Source organism: Nonomuraea rosea (assembly GCF_039539705.1).
In the GTDB taxonomy this organism is placed as follows: Bacteria; Actinomycetota; Actinomycetes; order Streptosporangiales; family Streptosporangiaceae; genus Nonomuraea; species Nonomuraea rosea.
Genome location: NZ_BAABDQ010000003.1, coordinates 323,376 through 340,341, shown reverse-complemented (window position 1 = coordinate 340,341; position 16,966 = coordinate 323,376). Strand labels below are relative to the sequence as shown.

The following is a 16,966-nucleotide window of genomic DNA, read 5'->3' as shown; positions in this document are numbered from 1 at the left end:
ACCATGCCCTTGGCGATCTACATCCTGGGTCTCGCGATCTTCGCTCAAGGCACCTCGGAGCTCATGCTGGCCGGCCTGCTCCCCGAGCTGGCCGCCGACCTCGGGGTGTCCGTGCCCGACGCGGGCCTGCTGATCTCGGCGTTCGCGATGGGGATGCTGGTGGGCGCGCCCGTGCTCGCCGTCGTCACGTTGCGCTGGCCCCGGCGTACGGTGCTGCTGACGTTCATGGGGATCTTCGCCCTGACACACGTCGTCGGGGCGCTGACCACGAGCTACGGCATGCTGTTCGCCACCCGCGTGGCGGGCGCGTTCGTCTACGCCGGGTTCTGGGCCGTGGCGGCGACCACCGCGATCAGCCTGGTGCCCTCGAACGCCCGCGGCAAGGCCATGAGCGTGGTCGCCGGCGGGCTGACCGTCGCCACCATCGTCGGGCTCTCCCTGGGCACGGTCATCGGCCAGCACCTCGGCTGGCGGGCCGCGTTCTGGGCGGTGGCCGCGCTGTCGGTGCTCACCGCGGCCGGTGTGGCGGCCACGATCCCCGGCGGCCGGCCCGGGAACACGGCCACCCCGCGCCTGCCGGCCGAGCTGCGCGCCATGACCGATCCCAGGCTCTGGCTCGCGTACGGCACGACCGCGCTGACCACCGGCGCGCTGCTGGCCTCGTTCAGCTACCTGAGCGCGCTGCTCGTCGACACCACGGGCCTGGAGTCGGCCTGGGTGCCCGCCGTGCTGGCGCTCTACGGGGCCGGCTCGCTGATCGGGATCACGATCGGCGGCAGGAGCGCCGACGCCCGGCCGTTCCTGTCGCTGTACACCGGGATCGCGGGCCTGATCGTCACCTCGGCGGCGCTGGCCATGGGCGCCTCGGTCGCGGCGGTGGCCGTCCCGCTGGTCTTCCTGCTGGGCGCGTTCGGCTTCGCCACCAACCCGGCGCTGAACACCCGCGTCTTCGCGCTCGCCAAGGACGCCCCCACGCTGGCCGCCGCGGTGAACGTCTCCTCTTTCAACGTCGGCATCACCATCGGCCCCTGGCTGGGCGGGCTGGCCATCGGCGGCGGCCTCGGCTACCCGTCCGTCGCCTGGGTCGGGGCCGCGATGGGCGTCGTCGCGCTCGGCACCGTCGCCCTGTCCGCCGGCCTGCGGCGCAAGGATTCCGCCGTGGCCGCTGCACCGGAAAGCGGTGAGATACGGTCAGCCATATGAAGCTCGCGAGCATCCATTTCTATCCTGTGAAGTCCGCCGCGGGACACGAGGTGCACGAGGCCGAAGTACAGCCCTGGGGGCTGGCCGGCGACCGGCGCTACCTGATCACCGACGAGCACGGAGGCATCATCACCGCCCGTGAGGAGCCGAGCCTGCTGGCCTGTCTCCCCCTGCTCGACGGAGACACGCTGACCCTGACCGGCCCGCACGCCGCCCCGCTGCGGGTCGTCCCGGATTCGGCGATCTCGACGGTGGACATGCGGGGCACGCCGGTGGCGCTCACCGACTGCGGCGACGCCGCCGCACGGTGGCTGTCGGAGCTGGCCGGGCGGCCGGTCCGGCTCAAGTGGCTCGACGACCCGACCCGCCGGCCCGTCAATCCCGCGTACGGCACGCCGGAGGACCGGGTGAGCCTCGCCGACGCCTATCCGCTGCTGCTCACGTCGAACGACTCGCTCGCGCAGCTCGACGACTGGATCGCGAAGACCGCCGCAGAACGCGGCGAGGAGGCGCCCGCGCCGCTCCCCATGCACAGATTCCGCCCGAACGTGGTGATCGACGACGTCGGCACCCCGTTCGCCGAGGACGAGTGGAGGCGCGTGCGGATCGGCGAGGTGACATTCCGCGTCACCAAAGGCTGCGATCGGTGCGTGCTGACCACGATCGACACCGCGACCTACACAAAGGGCAAGGAACCCATCAGGACCCTGGCCAAACACCGCAGGCGGGACGGCAAAGTGTGGTTCGGCATCAACTTGATTCCGGACGCGCCGGGCCGGATTGCGCAAGGTGATTCGGTCGCTATTCTCTGAAATATCGCGAAAAATCGGCATTCTCAATTAAAAAAGGGCGGCCGTCCCCTTTGGGGCGATGTCAGGGGCTATGGGAGACTTCACAAGTGACCAGCACCCCCACAAAGCCCCCTGCCCTGACCTCTGACCGCGTCCGGATCATCCAGCGCCGCACCCTTGGCGTGCTGACCGCGGCGCAGATCGTCGGCGGCGTGGGCGTGGCCGTCGGGCTGGCGCTCAGCTCCGTGGTCGTGGACGACCTGTCGGGCTCCACGGTGATCAGCGGTTTCGCGGGCACGGCCACCGTGCTCGGCGCGGCGCTGCTGGCCCTGCCGACGGCCAGGGCGTCGGGCAAGGGCGGCCGCCGCGCGGGTCTGGCGCTGGCGTACGTGGCGGCGCTCGGCGGCTGCGCGATCTCCGTGGCCGCGATCAGCCTGCGCAACTGGCCGTTGCTGCTGGCCGGCCTGGTGTTCGTGGGCGGCGGCAGCGCGGCGAGCCTGGCCGCCCGCTACTCCGCCACCGACCTGTCGCCGAAGGGGCGCGCGGCCCGGCATCTGTCGCTGGTCGTGTGGGCCTCCACGGTCGGCTCCGTGGCCGGTCCCAACCTGGCCAAGCCCGCCGACCAGATCGGGATGCGGTTAGGGCTGGTGGAGAAGGCGGGGCCGTTCGCCTTCGCGGCACTGGCCTTCGCCGTGGCGCTGGCCATCATCGTCTTCCTGCTGCGCCCCGACCCGCTCCAGCTGGCCCGCGACCTGGACGGCGGCGAGAGCCCCGTGACCGGCCGGGCCTCGACGATCAGGACCGCCTGGCAGACGCTGCGCACCACCCCGATGGCCCGCCAGGCGCTCATCATGATCGCGGTCAGCCACACGGCCATGGTGTCCGTCATGTCCATGACCCCCGTCAAGCTCCACCACGACGGCTCGAACCTGGACGTCATCGGTCTCGTGATCAGCCTGCACATCGCCGGCATGTACGTGCTCTCGCCGGTCGTGGGCTGGCTGGCCGACAAGGCGGGCAAGGTGCCGGTGCTGGTGCTCGGCATGGGACTGCTGCTGAGCGCCGCCGCCCTGGCCGGCACGGCGGGGCACCGGATCTGGCAGGTGACGGCCGCGCTGGTGCTGCTCGGGCTCGGCTGGTCGTGCGGCCTGGTGGCCGGCTCCGCCCTGGTCACGGAGTCGGTCCCGATCGACCGGCGGGCCTCCGTACAGGGGCTGTCGGACCTGCTGATGAACGTCTGCGGCGCCACGGGCACGATCGTCGCCGGCGCCATCGTCGGCCTGCTGGGCTACGGCGTGCTCGGCCTGGTCGTCGGCATCATGGTCGCCATCGCCGGCCTCTGGCTCACCACCACCTGGCGCCGCACCACCCCCGCCTGACCCGCCTCAGAGCCACCCACCGCACCCGCCCTCCGTCCGGATCACTTGGCGTCGGAGTAGGCGCTGACCGCGACGGCCTCCATCGGGAAGCGCACCGGCGTCCCCCCGAACAGCAGCCTGCTCGCCTGCCCCGCCGCCTCCGACACGGCCGCGATCACCTCCTCGGCCTGCTCCAGCGGGCAGTGCACCATCACCTCGTCATGCTGGAAGAACACCAGCCTGGCCGGCTCCGGCAGCAGTCCGCGCAGCACCGCGAGCAGCGCCAGCGCCCACTCCGCGGCCGTCCCCTGCACCACGAAGTTCCGGGTGAAGCGCCCCCGGTCGCGAGCCGCCCGCACGCCCTCAGGCCCCGACACCAGCTCCTTCCACCGCGCCGACGGCGGCGGGCTGGTGCGCCCCAGCCAGGAGCGCACGAGCCGCCCCTCCTCGCCCGCCTTGGCCGCGTCCTCGACGAACTGGTAGGCCTTGGGGAAGCGCTGCCGCATCACGGCCAGCAGCTTGGGCGCGTCGCCGCTGGTGCCGCCGTACATGGCGGACAGCATCGCGATCTTCGCGTTGTCGCGCTCGCCCCCGAACGACTGCGCCAGCGCCGAATAGAGGTCGATCTCCCCGGCGGCCCTGGCCAGCCCCACGTCACCGGCCATGGCGGCCAGCACCCGCGGCTCCAGCTGCGCGGCGTCGCCGACGACCAGCACCCACCCGTCGTCGGCCACCACCACCCGCCGCATCGCCTTCGGGATCTGCAGCGCCCCGCCGCCGTTGGTGGCCCACCGCCCGGACACCACGCCGCCCACGACGTATTCGGGGCGGAAACGCCCGTCACGCACCCATTGGTCGGCCCACACCCACCCGTGGAAGCTGAACAGCCTGGCCAGCTCCTTGTAGGCCAGCAGCGGCGCCACGGCCGGATGGCCGATCCGCTTGAGCTCCTCCGACCTGGTCGTCTTCAGCGCCACCCCCGCCCCCTTGAACGCCTTCACCAGCTGCTGCACGGAGTCGGGGTTGACCGGATGCCCGAACGCCGCCGCCACCTCGTCGGCCAGCGTCTGCAGCTTGGCCGGGCGCATGCCGTGGACGGGCCGCGGCCCGAGCAGGTCGGTCAGCAGCGCGTCGTGCACGTCCCTGCGCCACGGCATGCCGTCGTGGGACATCTCGGCGGCGACGAGCGCGCCCGCCGACTCGGCCGCCACCAGCAGCCTGAACCGCCCCGGCTCGGGCAGCGCCTCGATCCGGCGGAGCTGGTCGGCCAGCACCTCGGCCACGGCCTGCGCGCCGAGCGGCTCAGGCGCGAACAGCGTGCCCGGCGCGTTCGGCTCCTCCTCCGGCACCGGCAGCCCGTGCAGCCTGGCGTGCGCGGCCCTGGCCGAGCGGGGCTGGCCGTAGCGGCCCTCGTAGGCGAGCAGCAGCCCTTCCGTCAGCGCAAGGTCGTGGCAGCGTGAGACCCGCACCCCCGCGCCGAGCAGCGGCGCGTAGTCCTCTCTGGTGTCGGCCCACACCCAGCGGGGCCGCTCGGCGGCCTCCAGCTCACGCACGGCCTCCGCCAGGCCGGGGACGCGGCGAGCGGCGCCCCCGACGGGCAGCAGGCTCTCTCCGGCGACCACGACGTACACGAGGTCAAGGGTGCCAAACGGGGCCGACAGAATCGCGACCGGCCACCGGAATCGCCGGCCTGAACGTCAGACTGGGGAGCGCGTCAAGCCAGGCTGATGGTCACCTCGTCCTCCAGCGGCGGGTCGAGCTCCTGGCTCAGGCAGCCGGTGGCGGCGAAACAGCGCAGGGTCAGCTCCTCCGGCGTGACGTCGACGTGCAGGAGCTGCTTGAAGAACGGCGGCGTGTCCCAGTCGGACAGCTCGGACAGGTAGCGGTGGAAGACCTTGTCCACCGGCAGCCTGAACGGCCACGGCCAGGCCCCGAGCAGCCGCGCCGCCCACCGCATCCTGCGAGTGATCGTCACGGGCCCTTCGGGGGTCCTGACCGGCTCGTTCTTGATGTGCTGCGACATGATGCAGACGGCCTCGCGAGGCGTGAGGTAGAGCCACTTCATGCGCAGCCTGCGGGCGTAGAGCTGGCTGTAGAAGGACAGCGAGTCGCCGCGCAGCGGGTAGCACTTGAAGTCGTCCTCGTGCACCCCCGCCACGTCCACCCTGCCGATGGTGTGCGTGGCGTGCATGAACGCGCCGCCGCCGCCCGACACGATGTACTGGATCACCCGATCTCCCACCTTGACCGGGTAACGCTGGTAGTTGTGCACGTCTCCGCCGATGGCCGCCACATACCGGTGTGCCGGGTCGCGCACGATGTCGTCGATCGTGCCGCCCTCTTCGAGCGGCGACGGCTTGTAGTCGTTGCGCGTGTAGATCGGCTTGCCGGTGACGAGGATCTTCGGCCGCGGGTCGAGTGAGACGCGCCGCAGCCAGGCGGTCTGGGTCTTGTCGATCATGCCTCTGATGCCGGTGTCCACGCCGACGACGACCAGGCTGTCGCTCTCGATCGCCCAGTACGGCCCCGGCTGCGTCGCCTGCTGGGACGGCTTGCCCCTGAGCTCGCGAACCTGTTCGAGCCGGGCTTCGTCGATCGTCTCCGGCTTGCGCCACAGCAGCCCGCGCAGCCCGCGGTCCGGCTTCGGCTTGAGCGCCGGCGTGTCGCAGAAGACACGCATGAAGCCGCCGAGGCCGTCGTACCAGTCGTGGTTGCCGGGAATCGCGTAGATAGGGGCGTCATAGTCCATGTACGGGCGGAAGAACTTGTCTCCGTACTCGTTGCCCGATCCCGTCGGATAGATCACGTCGCTGGCGATGACGGCGAACGACGTTCCCTGACCGAGTTTCAGCATGCCCGGAACAACGGCGTACTGGGACGCGTCGCCTTCTCCGGTGTCACCGAGCAGAAGGAAACTGAAATTTCGCCCGACAGGCGCTTTGATACGAAATTCCGGGTCAATCCCGCGCGCTTCCTGAGCCTCCAGCCAGCGCGCCCGCACCTGTCCCGAAGGATCGCCGAACAACCCGGCGAGGATCTCGTTACGCGACAGCCAGAGCGTGCGCGGATTCAGCCAGCTAAAGCCCTGATTGTTCGGTCTGAGCTGCGCAAACGTACCTGTTTGCGAGCAGGCCCAACCGGCGCCCTCCTCGGAGACCCGTGAGGAAACCTGCTTTCCACGCTCAGCCGCTACTTCCACCATGACCACATCTTTACCGCGATCTACCATTCGCGCATCTTGAACGCTCCGTACCGTCGGGGACACAGATCGTTCGCAATGGTGTAGCCTCACCCCCCAAACAAGCGGTAGGGACCACCGAGGGGGGCTCGCATGTCCCGTAACGGCCCGGACGACGCGACCCGAAGAGGCACTTCTCAAGTGGAGGCCATTGAGGGTTTGCTCGCTTATGCCCGCACTCGTTCCCGCTGGGGCGGAGGAGCTCTCCGCAACGCGAGCCAGGCCGTCGCGATGAGCCGGACATTGGTCGGCGAGTCCGCGGGAAAGCACACGGATCTGCTGGCCCGGGCCCTGCGCACGACGGCCGGAATCCTGCTCGAACGGGGCAAGGCCACCGAGGCGCTGCCGATGGCCCAGGAGGCGGTGGCGCTCACCCGCGCGATCGGCGGCGGGCCTTTAGTGGTCTCCCTGCACTGCCTCGCCGGCGCGTTCGAGGCGCTCCACCGCTACAGCGAGGCCGCCGAGATGCTGGCGGAGGCCGATCAGATCCCGCCGGCCGACTGCTGAGGGATGAGCACGCCGGGGTTGAGTATCCCGGCCGGGTCGAGCCTGGCCTTGACCGCCTCCAGGATGCCGGCGCCCACAGGCCCGAGCTCCGCCGCGTACGCCTCCCGGTGGTCCCGCCCGACCCCGTGGTGGTGCGTGATCGTCCCGCCCGCGGCGACGATGGCCGCGTTCACGGCCGACTTGGCCCGCTCCCACTGGGCCAGCGGATCGGCGTCCTGCGGGGTCACGACGGTGAAGTAGAGCGAGGCGCCGGTCTCGTACACGTGCGAGATGTGGCACATGACCAGCGGCGCGCCGAGCGCGCCGAGCAGGGCCAGCCGGACGGCGTCGTAGAGCCGCGGCAGGTTCGCCCAGAACCCGGCCGTCTCCAGCGTCTCGACGGTCGCGCCGGCCGCGAGCAGGGAGTCGCGCAGGTACGGGGCCGAGAACCGGCCGTGCTCCCACGCCTCACCCGGAGCCGCCCCCAGAGGCTCCCCGCCCATCCGCGCCAGCACGTCCGCCGCCGAGCCGCCCTCCCGTCCCTCTGGCGAGCCCGTGCCCTCGTATCCCGCGATCAGCAGGCACCCCGACCCTCCTGAGCCGATCGTGTCCGGCCGGGCCAGGCCGATCATGGTCTCCGTCTCGTCGGAAAGCCGCAGCACCACCGGAAGCGGCCCTTCCTGGGCGAGCGCCCGCACGGCCGCCGATCCCGCCGCGAACGACCCGAACCGCCAGCCCTCGTAACGGCGCTCGGCCGGGACCCGCCGCACCCGCAGCCGCAGCGACGTGATCACACCGAAGGCGCCCTCGGAGCCCAGCACGAGCTGCCGCAGATCGGGCCCGGCCGCCGACTTGGGAGCGCGGCCCAGCTCCAGGGTGCCCGACGGGGTGGCCAGCGTGAGTCCCACGACCATGTCGTCGAAGCGGCCGTACCCCGCGGAGGCCTGCCCGCTGGAGCGGGCCGCGGCGAAGCCCCCGAGCGTGGCGTACTCGTAGGACTGCGGGAAGTGGCCCAGCGTCAGCCCGTGCCCGGCGAGCAGCCGTTCGGCCTCGGGAGCCCGTACCCCGGGCTCGAACTCGGCCACCATCGACTCGGCGTCGACCGACCGCAGCCGGTCGAGCCGGCCGAGGTCGAGCGCGATCACCCCGGCGAAGCCCGCGCGGGCCGCCGCGAGCCCGCCCACCACCGAGGTGCCGCCGCCGAACGGCACGACCGCGATCCGCTCGTCCGAGCACAGCCGCAGCAGCGCTTCGACCTCCTCGTGCGAGCCGGGCAGCACCACCGCGTCGGGGGCGTCCGACCCGTCCCCCGCGCGCATCCGCAGCAGGTCGGGAGTGGATTTGCCGCGCGTGTGACGTACCCGCGCCTCGTGCGAGGTCAGCACGTGCGCGGGACCCGCGACCCCGGCCAGCGCGGCGAGCAGCGGCGCGGGCAGGGCGACCGGCGGCAGCCGCACCGACTCCAGCGAGGCGGGCGGCGCGGCCGGCGCGCGCACGCCGAGGAGGTCGTGCAGCAGCTTGCGGATCTCCTCGGGCAGCTCGCGAGCCTTGGCCAGGTCGCCCCACCCCGACCACGACATCGGTTCCTTCGGCGCACATACGTCTCTAGGCACGCTTACACTGTGACACATGACGTCGATTCGTCACAATGAGGGCGTGCTGGACGCGGCACACGACTGCGTGCTGGCCTATGGGGTGCGCAGGACGACGCTCACGGACGTGGCACGCAGGGCCGGGGTGTCGCGGATGACGCTCTACCGCCGCTGGCCGGACGTGCGCACGCTGGTCGCGGACCTGATGACCAGGGAATGGGTGCGCGTGGTCGAGGGGCTGGACATGTCGGACCCGGTGCGCGCGGTCGTGGCGGGCGTGCGGGGGCTGCGCGCGCACCCGCTGTGGCGCAAGATCGTGGAGGCGGATCCCGAGTTGCTCATGCCGTACCTGCTCGACCGGCGGGGCGCCAGCCACGAGGCCGTGCTGTCCGTGCTCGAACAGGCGGTCGGCGACCCGCGCAAGGCACGGGCGGTGCTGCTGGTGGCCCAGTCGTTCCTGCTGTCCGCGCCCACCATGCTCGACCCCGTGACGCTGGACGAGCTCGACGCCGAGCTCGTCACCCTGCTGGAGGCCTACCTTGGATAGCTCGCTGAACGCCCGCAGACGCTCCCGCGAGTTGCGCGAGATCGCCGAGGAACGGGTGGACGTGCTGGTGGTGGGCCTCGGCGCGACGGGAGCCGGAGCCGCGCTCGACGCGGCGTCCAGAGGGCTGAGCGTAGCGGCGATCGACGCGCACGACCTGGCGTTCGGGACCTCCAGGTGGAGCTCCAAATTAGTGCACGGCGGGCTGCGCTACCTGGCCAAGGGGCAGGTCGGCGTCGCTCACGAGAGCGCGGTCGAGCGCGGGATCCTGCTCCGTACGACCGCGCCGCACCTGGTCAGGGCGCACCCGTACGTGCTGCCGCTGACCTCGGAGGTCTCGCGGCGGCAGGCGGCGCTGGTGATGGCCGGCTACCGGCTCGGCGACGGGCTGCGCGCCGCCGCCAGGACGCCGCGCCGCCTGCTGCCCGGCCCTGCCCGGCTGAACGCGGCCCGCGCCCACACGCTGGCGCCGGTCCTGAGCGAGGAGGGCCTGCGCGGCGCGCTGCTGTCCTGGGACGGCCGCCTGCTCGACGACGCCCGCCTGGTGGTGGCGATCGCCAGGACCGCCGCCGCGCACGGGGCCCGCGTGCTGACCCGCTGCCGTGCCCTGCGGCTCACGGACCAGGGCGCCCTCGTACGCGACGAGCTGACGGGCGCGGAGCTCACCATCCGCGCGCGGGCCGTGGTCAACGCGACGGGGGTGTGGGCCGGGACGCTGGACCCGCAGGTGAAGCTGCGGCCGTCGCGCGGGACGCACCTCGTGCTGTCCCCGGGAACGCTTCCTGGACTGATCGCGGGCATGCACCTGCCCATTCCCGGAGAGACCAACCGATTCGCGCTCGTACTCCCCCAGCGGGACGGCCGGATCTACGTCGGGCTCACGGACGAGCCGGTGGACGGGCCGGTGCCGGATGTTCCCGAGGCGCCCGAGGAAGACGTCAGAACGCTTCTGGAGGTGCTGAACGGGGTTCTTGAGGTTCCGGTGACCAGAGAGGCGGTTGCGGGTGCGTACGCGGGCCTCAGGCCCCTTCTGGGGGCTGACGGGCGCACGGCCGACCTGTCGAGGAGGCACGCGGTGCTGTCCGACGGCCCGCTCGTCACCGTGGTGGGCGGCAAGCTGACGACATATCGGCGGATGGCCGAGGACGCGGTGGATCGAGCGGTCGCGTCCGGAGATCTCCGGGCGGGGCGGAGCCGTACGCGGCGGATTCCCCTCGTCGGAGCCGGCCCGCAGCCGTCCGGGGTGCCGCCGCGCCTGGCCGAGCGGTACGGGAGCGAGGCCGAGTCGGTGCACGAGCTCGTCAAGGCGTACCCGGAGGAGGTCGGGCTCGGCATCACCGAGGGCGAGCTGCTCTGGTCCGTCAGGCACGAGGGCGCGCTCGACGAGGGCGACCTGCTGGACAGGAGAACCAGGATCGGCCTGGTCAAAGCGGACAGGGACCGCGCGCTGAGCGCGACACGAGCCGTATTGGAGCAAAGCATCCCCACATGAACGCACCAACCCGTTAGATTAGGCTTACCTAAGTCGATCGGGGAGGGGAACAGGCGTTGGCGACGGGCTGCGAGCATCCCAGGGGATGCCACACCGGGCTGGTGCCCACTTTGGCCAGCGCCACCGTGGGAGCCAGGCTGTGGTTGCTCATCGAATACACCGGAGCCTGGCCATCCCGCCTGGAAAGCTGGGAACTTCCTGAAAAAATCTCAACCCTGGTGCAGCGGGCGCTCGAACGCGGTATCCGCCCCCAGCTGATCCGCCGCCCCGGTAAGCGGACCCGCCCACAGGAGCAGGGGATCCGTGTGCTAGTGGGGTACGCGGCGGGGCATCGCCCCTGGCTGGCGCAAGGTGTCATCGCAGGTCCTGACGATCTTGACCTGGACGCGCTGGTGGCCGGAGTGGTCCCGGAGTCCTGCATACTTGAGGACGAGCCGGTATTTCTGGTCTGCACGCACGCCAAGCGCAATGTGTGCTGCGCCCGCATTGGACTACCCCTCGCTCGATTCCTGGCTGAATCGTTGCCGGACAGAGTGTGGGAAACGTCACACGTTGGCGGCGATCGTTACGCCGCCAACCTCGTGTGCTTGCCACACGGAATTTTCTACGGCAGCATGTCTCAGGCTGCTTCACTGGCAGCGGCTAACGCGTACCGGTCGGGCGAGGTCATTCTCGACCGCTACCGGGGACGCGCAGGCATCCCTGAGCCATTGCAGGCCGTCGAGCACTTCGCCCGAGCACATACGGGAGAGTGTTCTGTCGGCGCAGTGGCCGTGGAATCCTTCAGGTCGGACGGTGACGTCACCGAAGCCATCGTGTGCTGCGGAGACGTCCGGTTCCAGGTTGTGGTTGAGCCATCGGCGTTCACAGCGCCGTGTGGTACGGCTTGCGCCGAGACGATCACCACCTACCGGCTGGTTTCGCTGGACAGGCTCACGCCTGTGCGGTACGCCACGCCCGCCCTCACCTGAGCTAGGGAACATCACGGCCCGACACTGCGTTGGAACAGTGACGCCAAAAGCGTCCAATGCGGCTCAAATACCGAAATACCTCTCACGAAGGTGGTTTTCTCATGTCTCAGGTACGTCGGCAGCTCGCCCGCCCGCGCCCCAGCTGGGGTTGGCAGGATGATGCCGCGTGCCGGGGTGAGGACCTCGTGCTCTTCTTCGGCCCCGATGGGGAGCGGCAGCCCGAGCGTGACGTACGTGAGCGGAAGGCCAAGGCGATCTGCGCCCAGTGCCCTGTCCGCAACGAGTGCCTTGACTACGCGCTGTCCCGGCCCGAGAAGTACGGCACGTGGGGCGGTCTCAACGAGGACGAGCGCGCCTCCGAGCGTCGCCGTCGTATGCGCCGCGCGGCCAGCGCCGGCATCTCCGCCGCCTGACACACCCGGCAGCGTCACCATCATCGCGTGATCGTGCAGTTGTCCCGATGAACCAGAGCCTGGCCCTCCATGTCCAGGCTCTGGCGAACCCGGTCGGGGCAACTGCCTGATCAGGCGCCTCACTCCGCACGACCACAGGACCACCCACCCGACGCCTCGGGCTGGGTGGTCTCTGTCGTTCCCACACCCCGGCCCCGCGCGTGCAGCACCCTCGCCCTTTCTTCGCGCCGCCCCTCAAAGCACCCCGTATCCTCATCCGTCCGGCGCCCGCCTCAATTCGCTCCGTAACCCATCCGTCCGGCGCCCGCCTCAAAGCACCCCGTAACCCATCCGTCCAAAGCCCGCCTCAGAGCGCCCCGGCACGGACGAGCAGCGGGACCACCTGGTCGCGCACCGCCGGCGCCAGGCACGGCCGCAACTCGTCGCGTCCGTCGGTCCAGCCCAGCGCGGCCAGCTCCGCAGCCGGTCTCGGGCCGCGATCCAGTCGCGCGGTGTAGACGGTCATGCGCATCGGCACGCCTTCCAGCGCCGCCACATCCTCCACGTGACCCAGCAGCGCCGCGTCGAGCGGGCGCACCCCCAGCTCCTCCGCCAGCTCCCTGGCCAGCGTCTCCTCGGGGGCCTCGCCCGGCTCGGGCTTGCCTCCCGGCAGGTAGAACACGCCGGGAGCCGCCTTCTTGCTCACGACCAGCAGGCGGCCCTCGTCGACGACCGCCGCCGCCACGACGCGCATCGGATCCATGCCTTCAGCATCCCACCGCTCAGGAGCACCTGAAGCCGCCGGCGCCCGCCAGACACCCCGTGGACACCTCGGGACGTCCCGGGACGCCGTGATACAACTCTCACTGGTCATCGCCCGTTGCCCGCTGTTCGGATTGCCGTCATGTGGCCGCCCTAGGGTGCCCGCCATGACACGCATCACCATCGTGACCTGCGCGGCCACGGCGGCCCTCGCTCTGGCCGCCCCAGCCTTGGCATCCCCGGCTCTGGCCGCTTCCCCGACAGCCGCTTCCCCGACGGCCGCTGGGGCCGATCGTGGCGCCTTCGGCCAGGCCACGCTCACCGGGTTCGCCTCGCTGCCCGCGCAGACCTACGTCCCCGGCAGCGAGCCGTCGGGCTCGCTGCTCGGCACCGCCCCGGTCAACGGGATCACCCCGCCGTTCCCCGGCCAGCCCGTCCAGGGCTTCAGCGGCATCGCCCGCCGCCACGACGGCACGTTCGACGTCCTCTCCGACAACGGCTTCGGCAACAAGGCCAACAGCTCGGACTTCCTCCTCCGCATCCACCGCATCAAGCCGGACTTCGCGGCCAAGTCGGTACGGGTGCTCGGCGGCGTCGACCTGACCGACCCGCGCCGGCTGGTCCCGTTCCCCCTCACCCGCCAGGACCGTACGCTGACCGGCGCCGACTTCGACGTCGAGTCGATCGTGCGCACGGCCGACGGCACGTACTGGGTCGGCGACGAGTTCGGCCCGTTCCTGCTCCACTTCGACCGCCAGGGCCGCCTGCTCCAGGCCCCGATCGAGCTCCCCGGCGTCAAGGCCCCCGAGAACCCGGCGCTGAACGGCGGCCAGCCCAACCTCGCCAGCAGCAAGGGGTACGAGGGCATGGCCAGGTCCGTGGACGGCCGCCGCCTCTACCCGCTGCTCGAAGGCACGGTGAACGGGGACCCGGCGGGAACTTTGCGCATGAACGAGTTCGACCTGCGCAAGGGCGCTTACACCGGGCGCCGCTGGACGTACCGGCTGGACGACCCCTCCCACGCCATCGGCGACGCGATCGCCGTGGACCGCAACCGCTTCCTGATCATCGAGCGGGACAACCTGCAGGGCGACGCCGCCAAGGTCAAGCGCATCTACCTGGCCGACATGCGCGACCGGGACCATGACGGCGCGCTGGACAAGACCCTGGTGGCCGACCTCCTGAACATCGCCGACCCACGCGGGCTCGGCGGCGCGGCGGGCACGTTCAGGTTCCCGTTCCAGACGATCGAGGACGTCGCCATCCTCGACGACCGCACGCTCGCGGTGCTCGACGACAACAACTTCCCCTTCTCCAACGGCCGCACGCCGGGCAAGGCGGACGACAACGAGTTCATCACCATCAAACTCACCCACGGCCTCCAGGCGGACCCCCGCGTATACCGCTGACCTCCGGGAACTGGCTGACCTCCGCTACCGGCGACCGGCGAGCGGGTACCAGATTCCGGTGCCCCCGCCGGCACCCAGGCCACACCCAGTGACCGGCCCTCTGGCAAATTCGGGCGGCCGATACCCCCGGGGCACTGCCGGTGACCGGTCTTCCGGGCCACCCTGACAGCCGGCGCCGGGACTCCGGGGCCCGTGCCCCAGGACCACTCCCGGTGGCCGGTCCCCTGGGCCGCTCTGGCAGCCGACGCCCTGAGCTCAGGGGCCCCTTGTCCTAGGGCCGCTCCCGATGGCCGGTGTCGCCTGGGCGAACTCGGGTGGCCGCCGCTGGGGCGGAAGTGTCGGGGCGCGGCGGTAGGGTGCCTGGCATGTCACAGCCAGTGCAGCCGTCACCCGTCGTCACCCCCGACGACCTCGAAGAGGCCGTCCGCCTCGCGGTCGAGGCCCTCAAGGGCATCCCGGAGCCTGCCTGGGACGACAAGGCCGGCTCGCTGGAGTGGACCTGCTGGGAGACCGTCGAGCACATGAGCGACGACCTGTTCGCCTACGCCGTCCAGCTCGGGCTCAGGACACCGCCGCTGGACGTCTACGTCCCCTTCACTCTGGAGAGCCGCAGGCCGGGAGGCCCGAAGAACTCCGTGCACGCCGACCGCGCGGCGGGCCCGGCCGGGCTGCTGCAGGTGCTGGAGACGAGCGGCGCGCTGCTGGTCGCGATGACGCGCACGACCCCGCTCGACCGTCGCGGGCACCACGTCTTCGGAGCCTCGGACCCGGAGGGCTTCGCCGCGATGGGCATCGTGGAGGTCCTCGTGCACACCCACGACCTGGCTGATGGCCTCGGGCTCGGCTGGGCGCCACCGGCGGGCATGTGCTCCCGGGCGCTGGCCAGGCTGTTCCCCGACGCCCCGCGGACCACCGACCCATGGACGACCCTGCTGTGGGCCACCGGCCGCGCCGACCTCCCCGGCCGCCCCCGCCCCACCCGCTGGCGCTGGTACGGCGAGCCACGCCCCTGACCCACTGATGCGTTGGTACGCCAAGCCGCGCTTTCCAGCCACCGGCCCCGGTACGACCATGCTCCCGGCCCGCCGGCACGCTCACACGACCTGCCGACAACGCTCCCGACCTCACTTGGCATGACCTGACCCGGTGCGGCGCAGGCCATCGTGAGCCGACCGGCGCCATCCCGCCTGACCGTCCGATGCCAAGCACGGGCAGGTCGCGATCCCGCGCATGCAGGGGCAGAGCGCCGACGATGAGCCGCGAGCAGGCCCGCCGCAGCAGGCCCAGCGCGCTCCGTCCCGGCAGGCATGGAGGCGGTGATCGCCGAAGCCCCTGGTCACGCGGTGAGGCGGCCGGCCGGGTGGCTCCGTCAGCGGTAAGGGGCCGAGGGGCCGAAACCCATCGCCGGAGGGACCGAAAGCAGGTGCGTCCGGCGATGGGAGGAGGGCTCAGACGATGAGATCGTCGAACTCGCCGTCCTTGGCCCCGAGGACGAACGCGGTGATCTCGGCCTGGGTGTAGACGAGTGCCGGGCCTTCTGGGAAGCGTGAGTTACGCATGGCTATCTCCCCCGTGGGCAGGTTCGCGACTTCGACGCAGTTGCCGTTGGGGTTGCTCCGCTTGCTTTTGCGCCAGACGACGGGAAGTCGGCTGGCGGACGTTCCGTTCCGGAACTCATGCATGGGGGCAGCTCCTCGCGATCTTACGGATGCACGTGCATCCGCGTTTGCGAGCTGAGAATACGGCAGCGCGTTGATCTCCATATAGCGGACGACCAAAAATCACCGTATGGAGTGGATCACAGGCATATCAGCAGCTCATCGGGAAATGAGGCGTTCCAGGAACCTTCGCGTCTGCTTGGGCTCTTCGGCCTGAATGCTGAGCCGGTCCATGACCTCCATGTAGTGGTCGGAATCGGCTGGCTTGTCCAGGTAGAGGGCGCTCGTGAGCTGCTCCATGTAGACGACGTCGGGCAGCTCGCGCTCCGGGAAGCGCAGAATGCTGAACGGGCCGCCCGCCGCCGCATGCCCGCCGCGGTCGAACGGCATGATCTGCACCGTGACATTGCGCTCCGCCGTGATGTCCAGGAGATGGACGATCTGCTCCCGCATCGTCTCCGGGCCGCCGAGCATGCGGCGCACCACGGCTTCGTCGATCACCGCCCAGATCGTCAGCCCGCTCTCCAGCCGCTTCTGCCGGGTGGTGCGCAGCGTCACACGGCGGTCGAGCTCCTGCTTCGAGGCCTTCTCATGGGCCAGCTCGATGACGGACCTGGCATAGGCGGGCGTCTGGAGCAGCCCGGGGACGAACTGGTTCTCGTACGTACGGATGGCCGACGCGGCCCCCTCCAGCCCGATGTAGACCTCGAACCAGGACGGCAGCAGATCGCCGTACTTGTGCCACCAGCCGGGGGCGTTGGCCTGCTTGGCCAGGGCGAGCAGCGGCTCGCGCTCGGCGGGGTCGGTGACGCCGTACAGCGTCAGCAGGTCGGCCACGTCCCGCTGCTTGAAGCTGACCTGGCCGAGCTCCAACCGGCTGATCTTCGCATGAGATGCCCGAATCGAATACCCGGCGTCCTCCCGGGAGATACCCTTCACGGTACGGAGCCTGCGGAGCTGGGTCCCGAGCAGGATCCGCAGCACCGTCGGGCTTCCCGGCGAGTAGCTGAGAAGCTTCCCCTCCGCGCTTTGTGCGCTCACCGCACCGCTCCTAGGTCAGTTGCACGTGC

At 70.9% G+C, this 16,966-nt stretch carries 16 protein-coding genes; 10 read left to right on the top strand and 6 right to left on the bottom strand.

All coding sequences use genetic code 11. From position 1 onward, the window contains the following. Window positions 1–3: 3 nt before the first annotated feature. From ABEA43_RS09050 to ABEA43_RS09040, 3 genes are all read left to right on the top strand, one after another. Entirely contained in the window at window positions 4–1,203 is a 1,200-nt protein-coding gene (locus tag ABEA43_RS09050) for a Cmx/CmrA family chloramphenicol efflux MFS transporter (RefSeq protein ID WP_345560176.1), read from the top strand. Further along, a complete protein-coding gene (locus tag ABEA43_RS09045; protein ID WP_345560174.1) occupies window positions 1,200–2,015 on the top strand; it encodes an MOSC domain-containing protein in 816 nt (271 codons plus the stop codon). Before ABEA43_RS09050 ends, ABEA43_RS09045 begins: the two co-directional genes overlap by 4 nt. An 86-nt stretch (window positions 2,016–2,101) precedes the next feature. Beyond that, complete coding sequence (locus tag ABEA43_RS09040) at window positions 2,102–3,373, top strand: MFS transporter (protein WP_345560172.1); 1,272 nt, start codon at window positions 2,102–2,104, stop codon at window positions 3,371–3,373. Window positions 3,374–3,414: 41 nt separating this feature from the next. Here the strand turns inward: ABEA43_RS09040 and ABEA43_RS09035 are convergent, their stop codons facing one another. Together ABEA43_RS09035 and ABEA43_RS09030 are read right to left on the bottom strand one after the other, a co-directional pair. Then, window positions 3,415–4,983 carry a bifunctional 3'-5' exonuclease/DNA polymerase gene (locus ABEA43_RS09035; RefSeq protein WP_345560170.1) on the bottom strand — a complete coding sequence of 523 codons (1,569 nt, stop codon included), beginning with the start codon at window positions 4,981–4,983 and terminating at the stop codon, window positions 3,415–3,417. A gap of 83 nt (window positions 4,984–5,066) precedes the next feature. Beyond that, window positions 5,067–6,206: a metallophosphoesterase family protein gene (locus tag ABEA43_RS09030; RefSeq protein WP_345560168.1), complete on the bottom strand. Its 1,140-nt coding sequence runs from the start codon at window positions 6,204–6,206 to the stop codon at window positions 5,067–5,069. 615 nt (window positions 6,207–6,821) lie between these two features. Between ABEA43_RS09030 and ABEA43_RS09025 the strand changes: the two genes are divergently transcribed. Further along, entirely contained in the window at window positions 6,822–7,097 is a 276-nt protein-coding gene (locus ABEA43_RS09025; RefSeq protein WP_345560166.1) for a tetratricopeptide repeat protein, read from the top strand. Here ABEA43_RS09025 and ABEA43_RS09020 read toward each other — a convergent pair. After that, window positions 7,073–8,656: an FAD-binding oxidoreductase gene (locus ABEA43_RS09020; protein ID WP_345560164.1), complete on the bottom strand. Its 1,584-nt coding sequence runs from the start codon at window positions 8,654–8,656 to the stop codon at window positions 7,073–7,075. The two genes, ABEA43_RS09025 and ABEA43_RS09020, sit on opposite strands and share 25 nt — an antisense overlap. Window positions 8,657–8,705: 49 nt before the next feature. On the opposite strand from ABEA43_RS09020, the gene ABEA43_RS09015 reads away from it, so the two are divergent. From ABEA43_RS09015 to ABEA43_RS09000, 4 genes are all read left to right on the top strand, one after another. Next, a complete protein-coding gene (locus tag ABEA43_RS09015; RefSeq protein ID WP_345560162.1) occupies window positions 8,706–9,215 on the top strand; it encodes a TetR/AcrR family transcriptional regulator in 510 nt (169 codons plus the stop codon). Further along, on the top strand, window positions 9,208–10,704 hold the full coding sequence (locus ABEA43_RS09010) for a glycerol-3-phosphate dehydrogenase/oxidase (RefSeq protein WP_345560160.1): 1,497 nt from the start codon (window positions 9,208–9,210) through the stop codon (window positions 10,702–10,704). The genes ABEA43_RS09015 and ABEA43_RS09010 overlap by 8 nt, the downstream gene beginning before the upstream one ends. A gap of 143 nt (window positions 10,705–10,847) precedes the next feature. After that, window positions 10,848–11,675 carry a sucrase ferredoxin gene (locus ABEA43_RS09005; protein WP_345560158.1) on the top strand — a complete coding sequence of 276 codons (828 nt, stop codon included), beginning with the start codon at window positions 10,848–10,850 and terminating at the stop codon, window positions 11,673–11,675. Between the two features lie 101 nt (window positions 11,676–11,776). Beyond that, window positions 11,777–12,088, top strand: coding sequence for a WhiB family transcriptional regulator (locus tag ABEA43_RS09000; RefSeq protein WP_080036407.1), 312 nt, complete (start codon window positions 11,777–11,779; stop codon window positions 12,086–12,088). A gap of 346 nt (window positions 12,089–12,434) precedes the next feature. Here ABEA43_RS09000 and ABEA43_RS08995 read toward each other — a convergent pair whose 3' ends face one another. Further along, window positions 12,435–12,830 carry an NUDIX hydrolase gene (locus tag ABEA43_RS08995; RefSeq protein ID WP_345560157.1) on the bottom strand — a complete coding sequence of 132 codons (396 nt, stop codon included), beginning with the start codon at window positions 12,828–12,830 and terminating at the stop codon, window positions 12,435–12,437. A gap of 166 nt (window positions 12,831–12,996) precedes the next feature. Here ABEA43_RS08995 and ABEA43_RS08990 point away from each other — a divergent pair, with 166 nt between their 5' ends. Both ABEA43_RS08990 and ABEA43_RS08985 read left to right on the top strand, forming a co-directional pair. Next, on the top strand, window positions 12,997–14,238 hold the full coding sequence (locus ABEA43_RS08990; protein ID WP_345560156.1) for an esterase-like activity of phytase family protein: 1,242 nt from the start codon (window positions 12,997–12,999) through the stop codon (window positions 14,236–14,238). 365 nt (window positions 14,239–14,603) lie between these two features. Further along, a complete protein-coding gene (locus ABEA43_RS08985; protein WP_345560155.1) occupies window positions 14,604–15,251 on the top strand; it encodes a hypothetical protein in 648 nt (215 codons plus the stop codon). 435 nt (window positions 15,252–15,686) lie between these two features. On the opposite strand, the gene ABEA43_RS08980 is transcribed toward ABEA43_RS08985, so the two are convergent. Further along, a complete protein-coding gene (locus tag ABEA43_RS08980; RefSeq protein ID WP_345560154.1) occupies window positions 15,687–15,920 on the bottom strand; it encodes a DUF397 domain-containing protein in 234 nt (77 codons plus the stop codon). Window positions 15,921–16,055: 135 nt separating this feature from the next. Then, on the bottom strand, window positions 16,056–16,937 hold the full coding sequence (locus tag ABEA43_RS08975; protein WP_345560153.1) for a helix-turn-helix domain-containing protein: 882 nt from the start codon (window positions 16,935–16,937) through the stop codon (window positions 16,056–16,058). Window positions 16,938–16,966 lie beyond the last annotated feature (29 nt).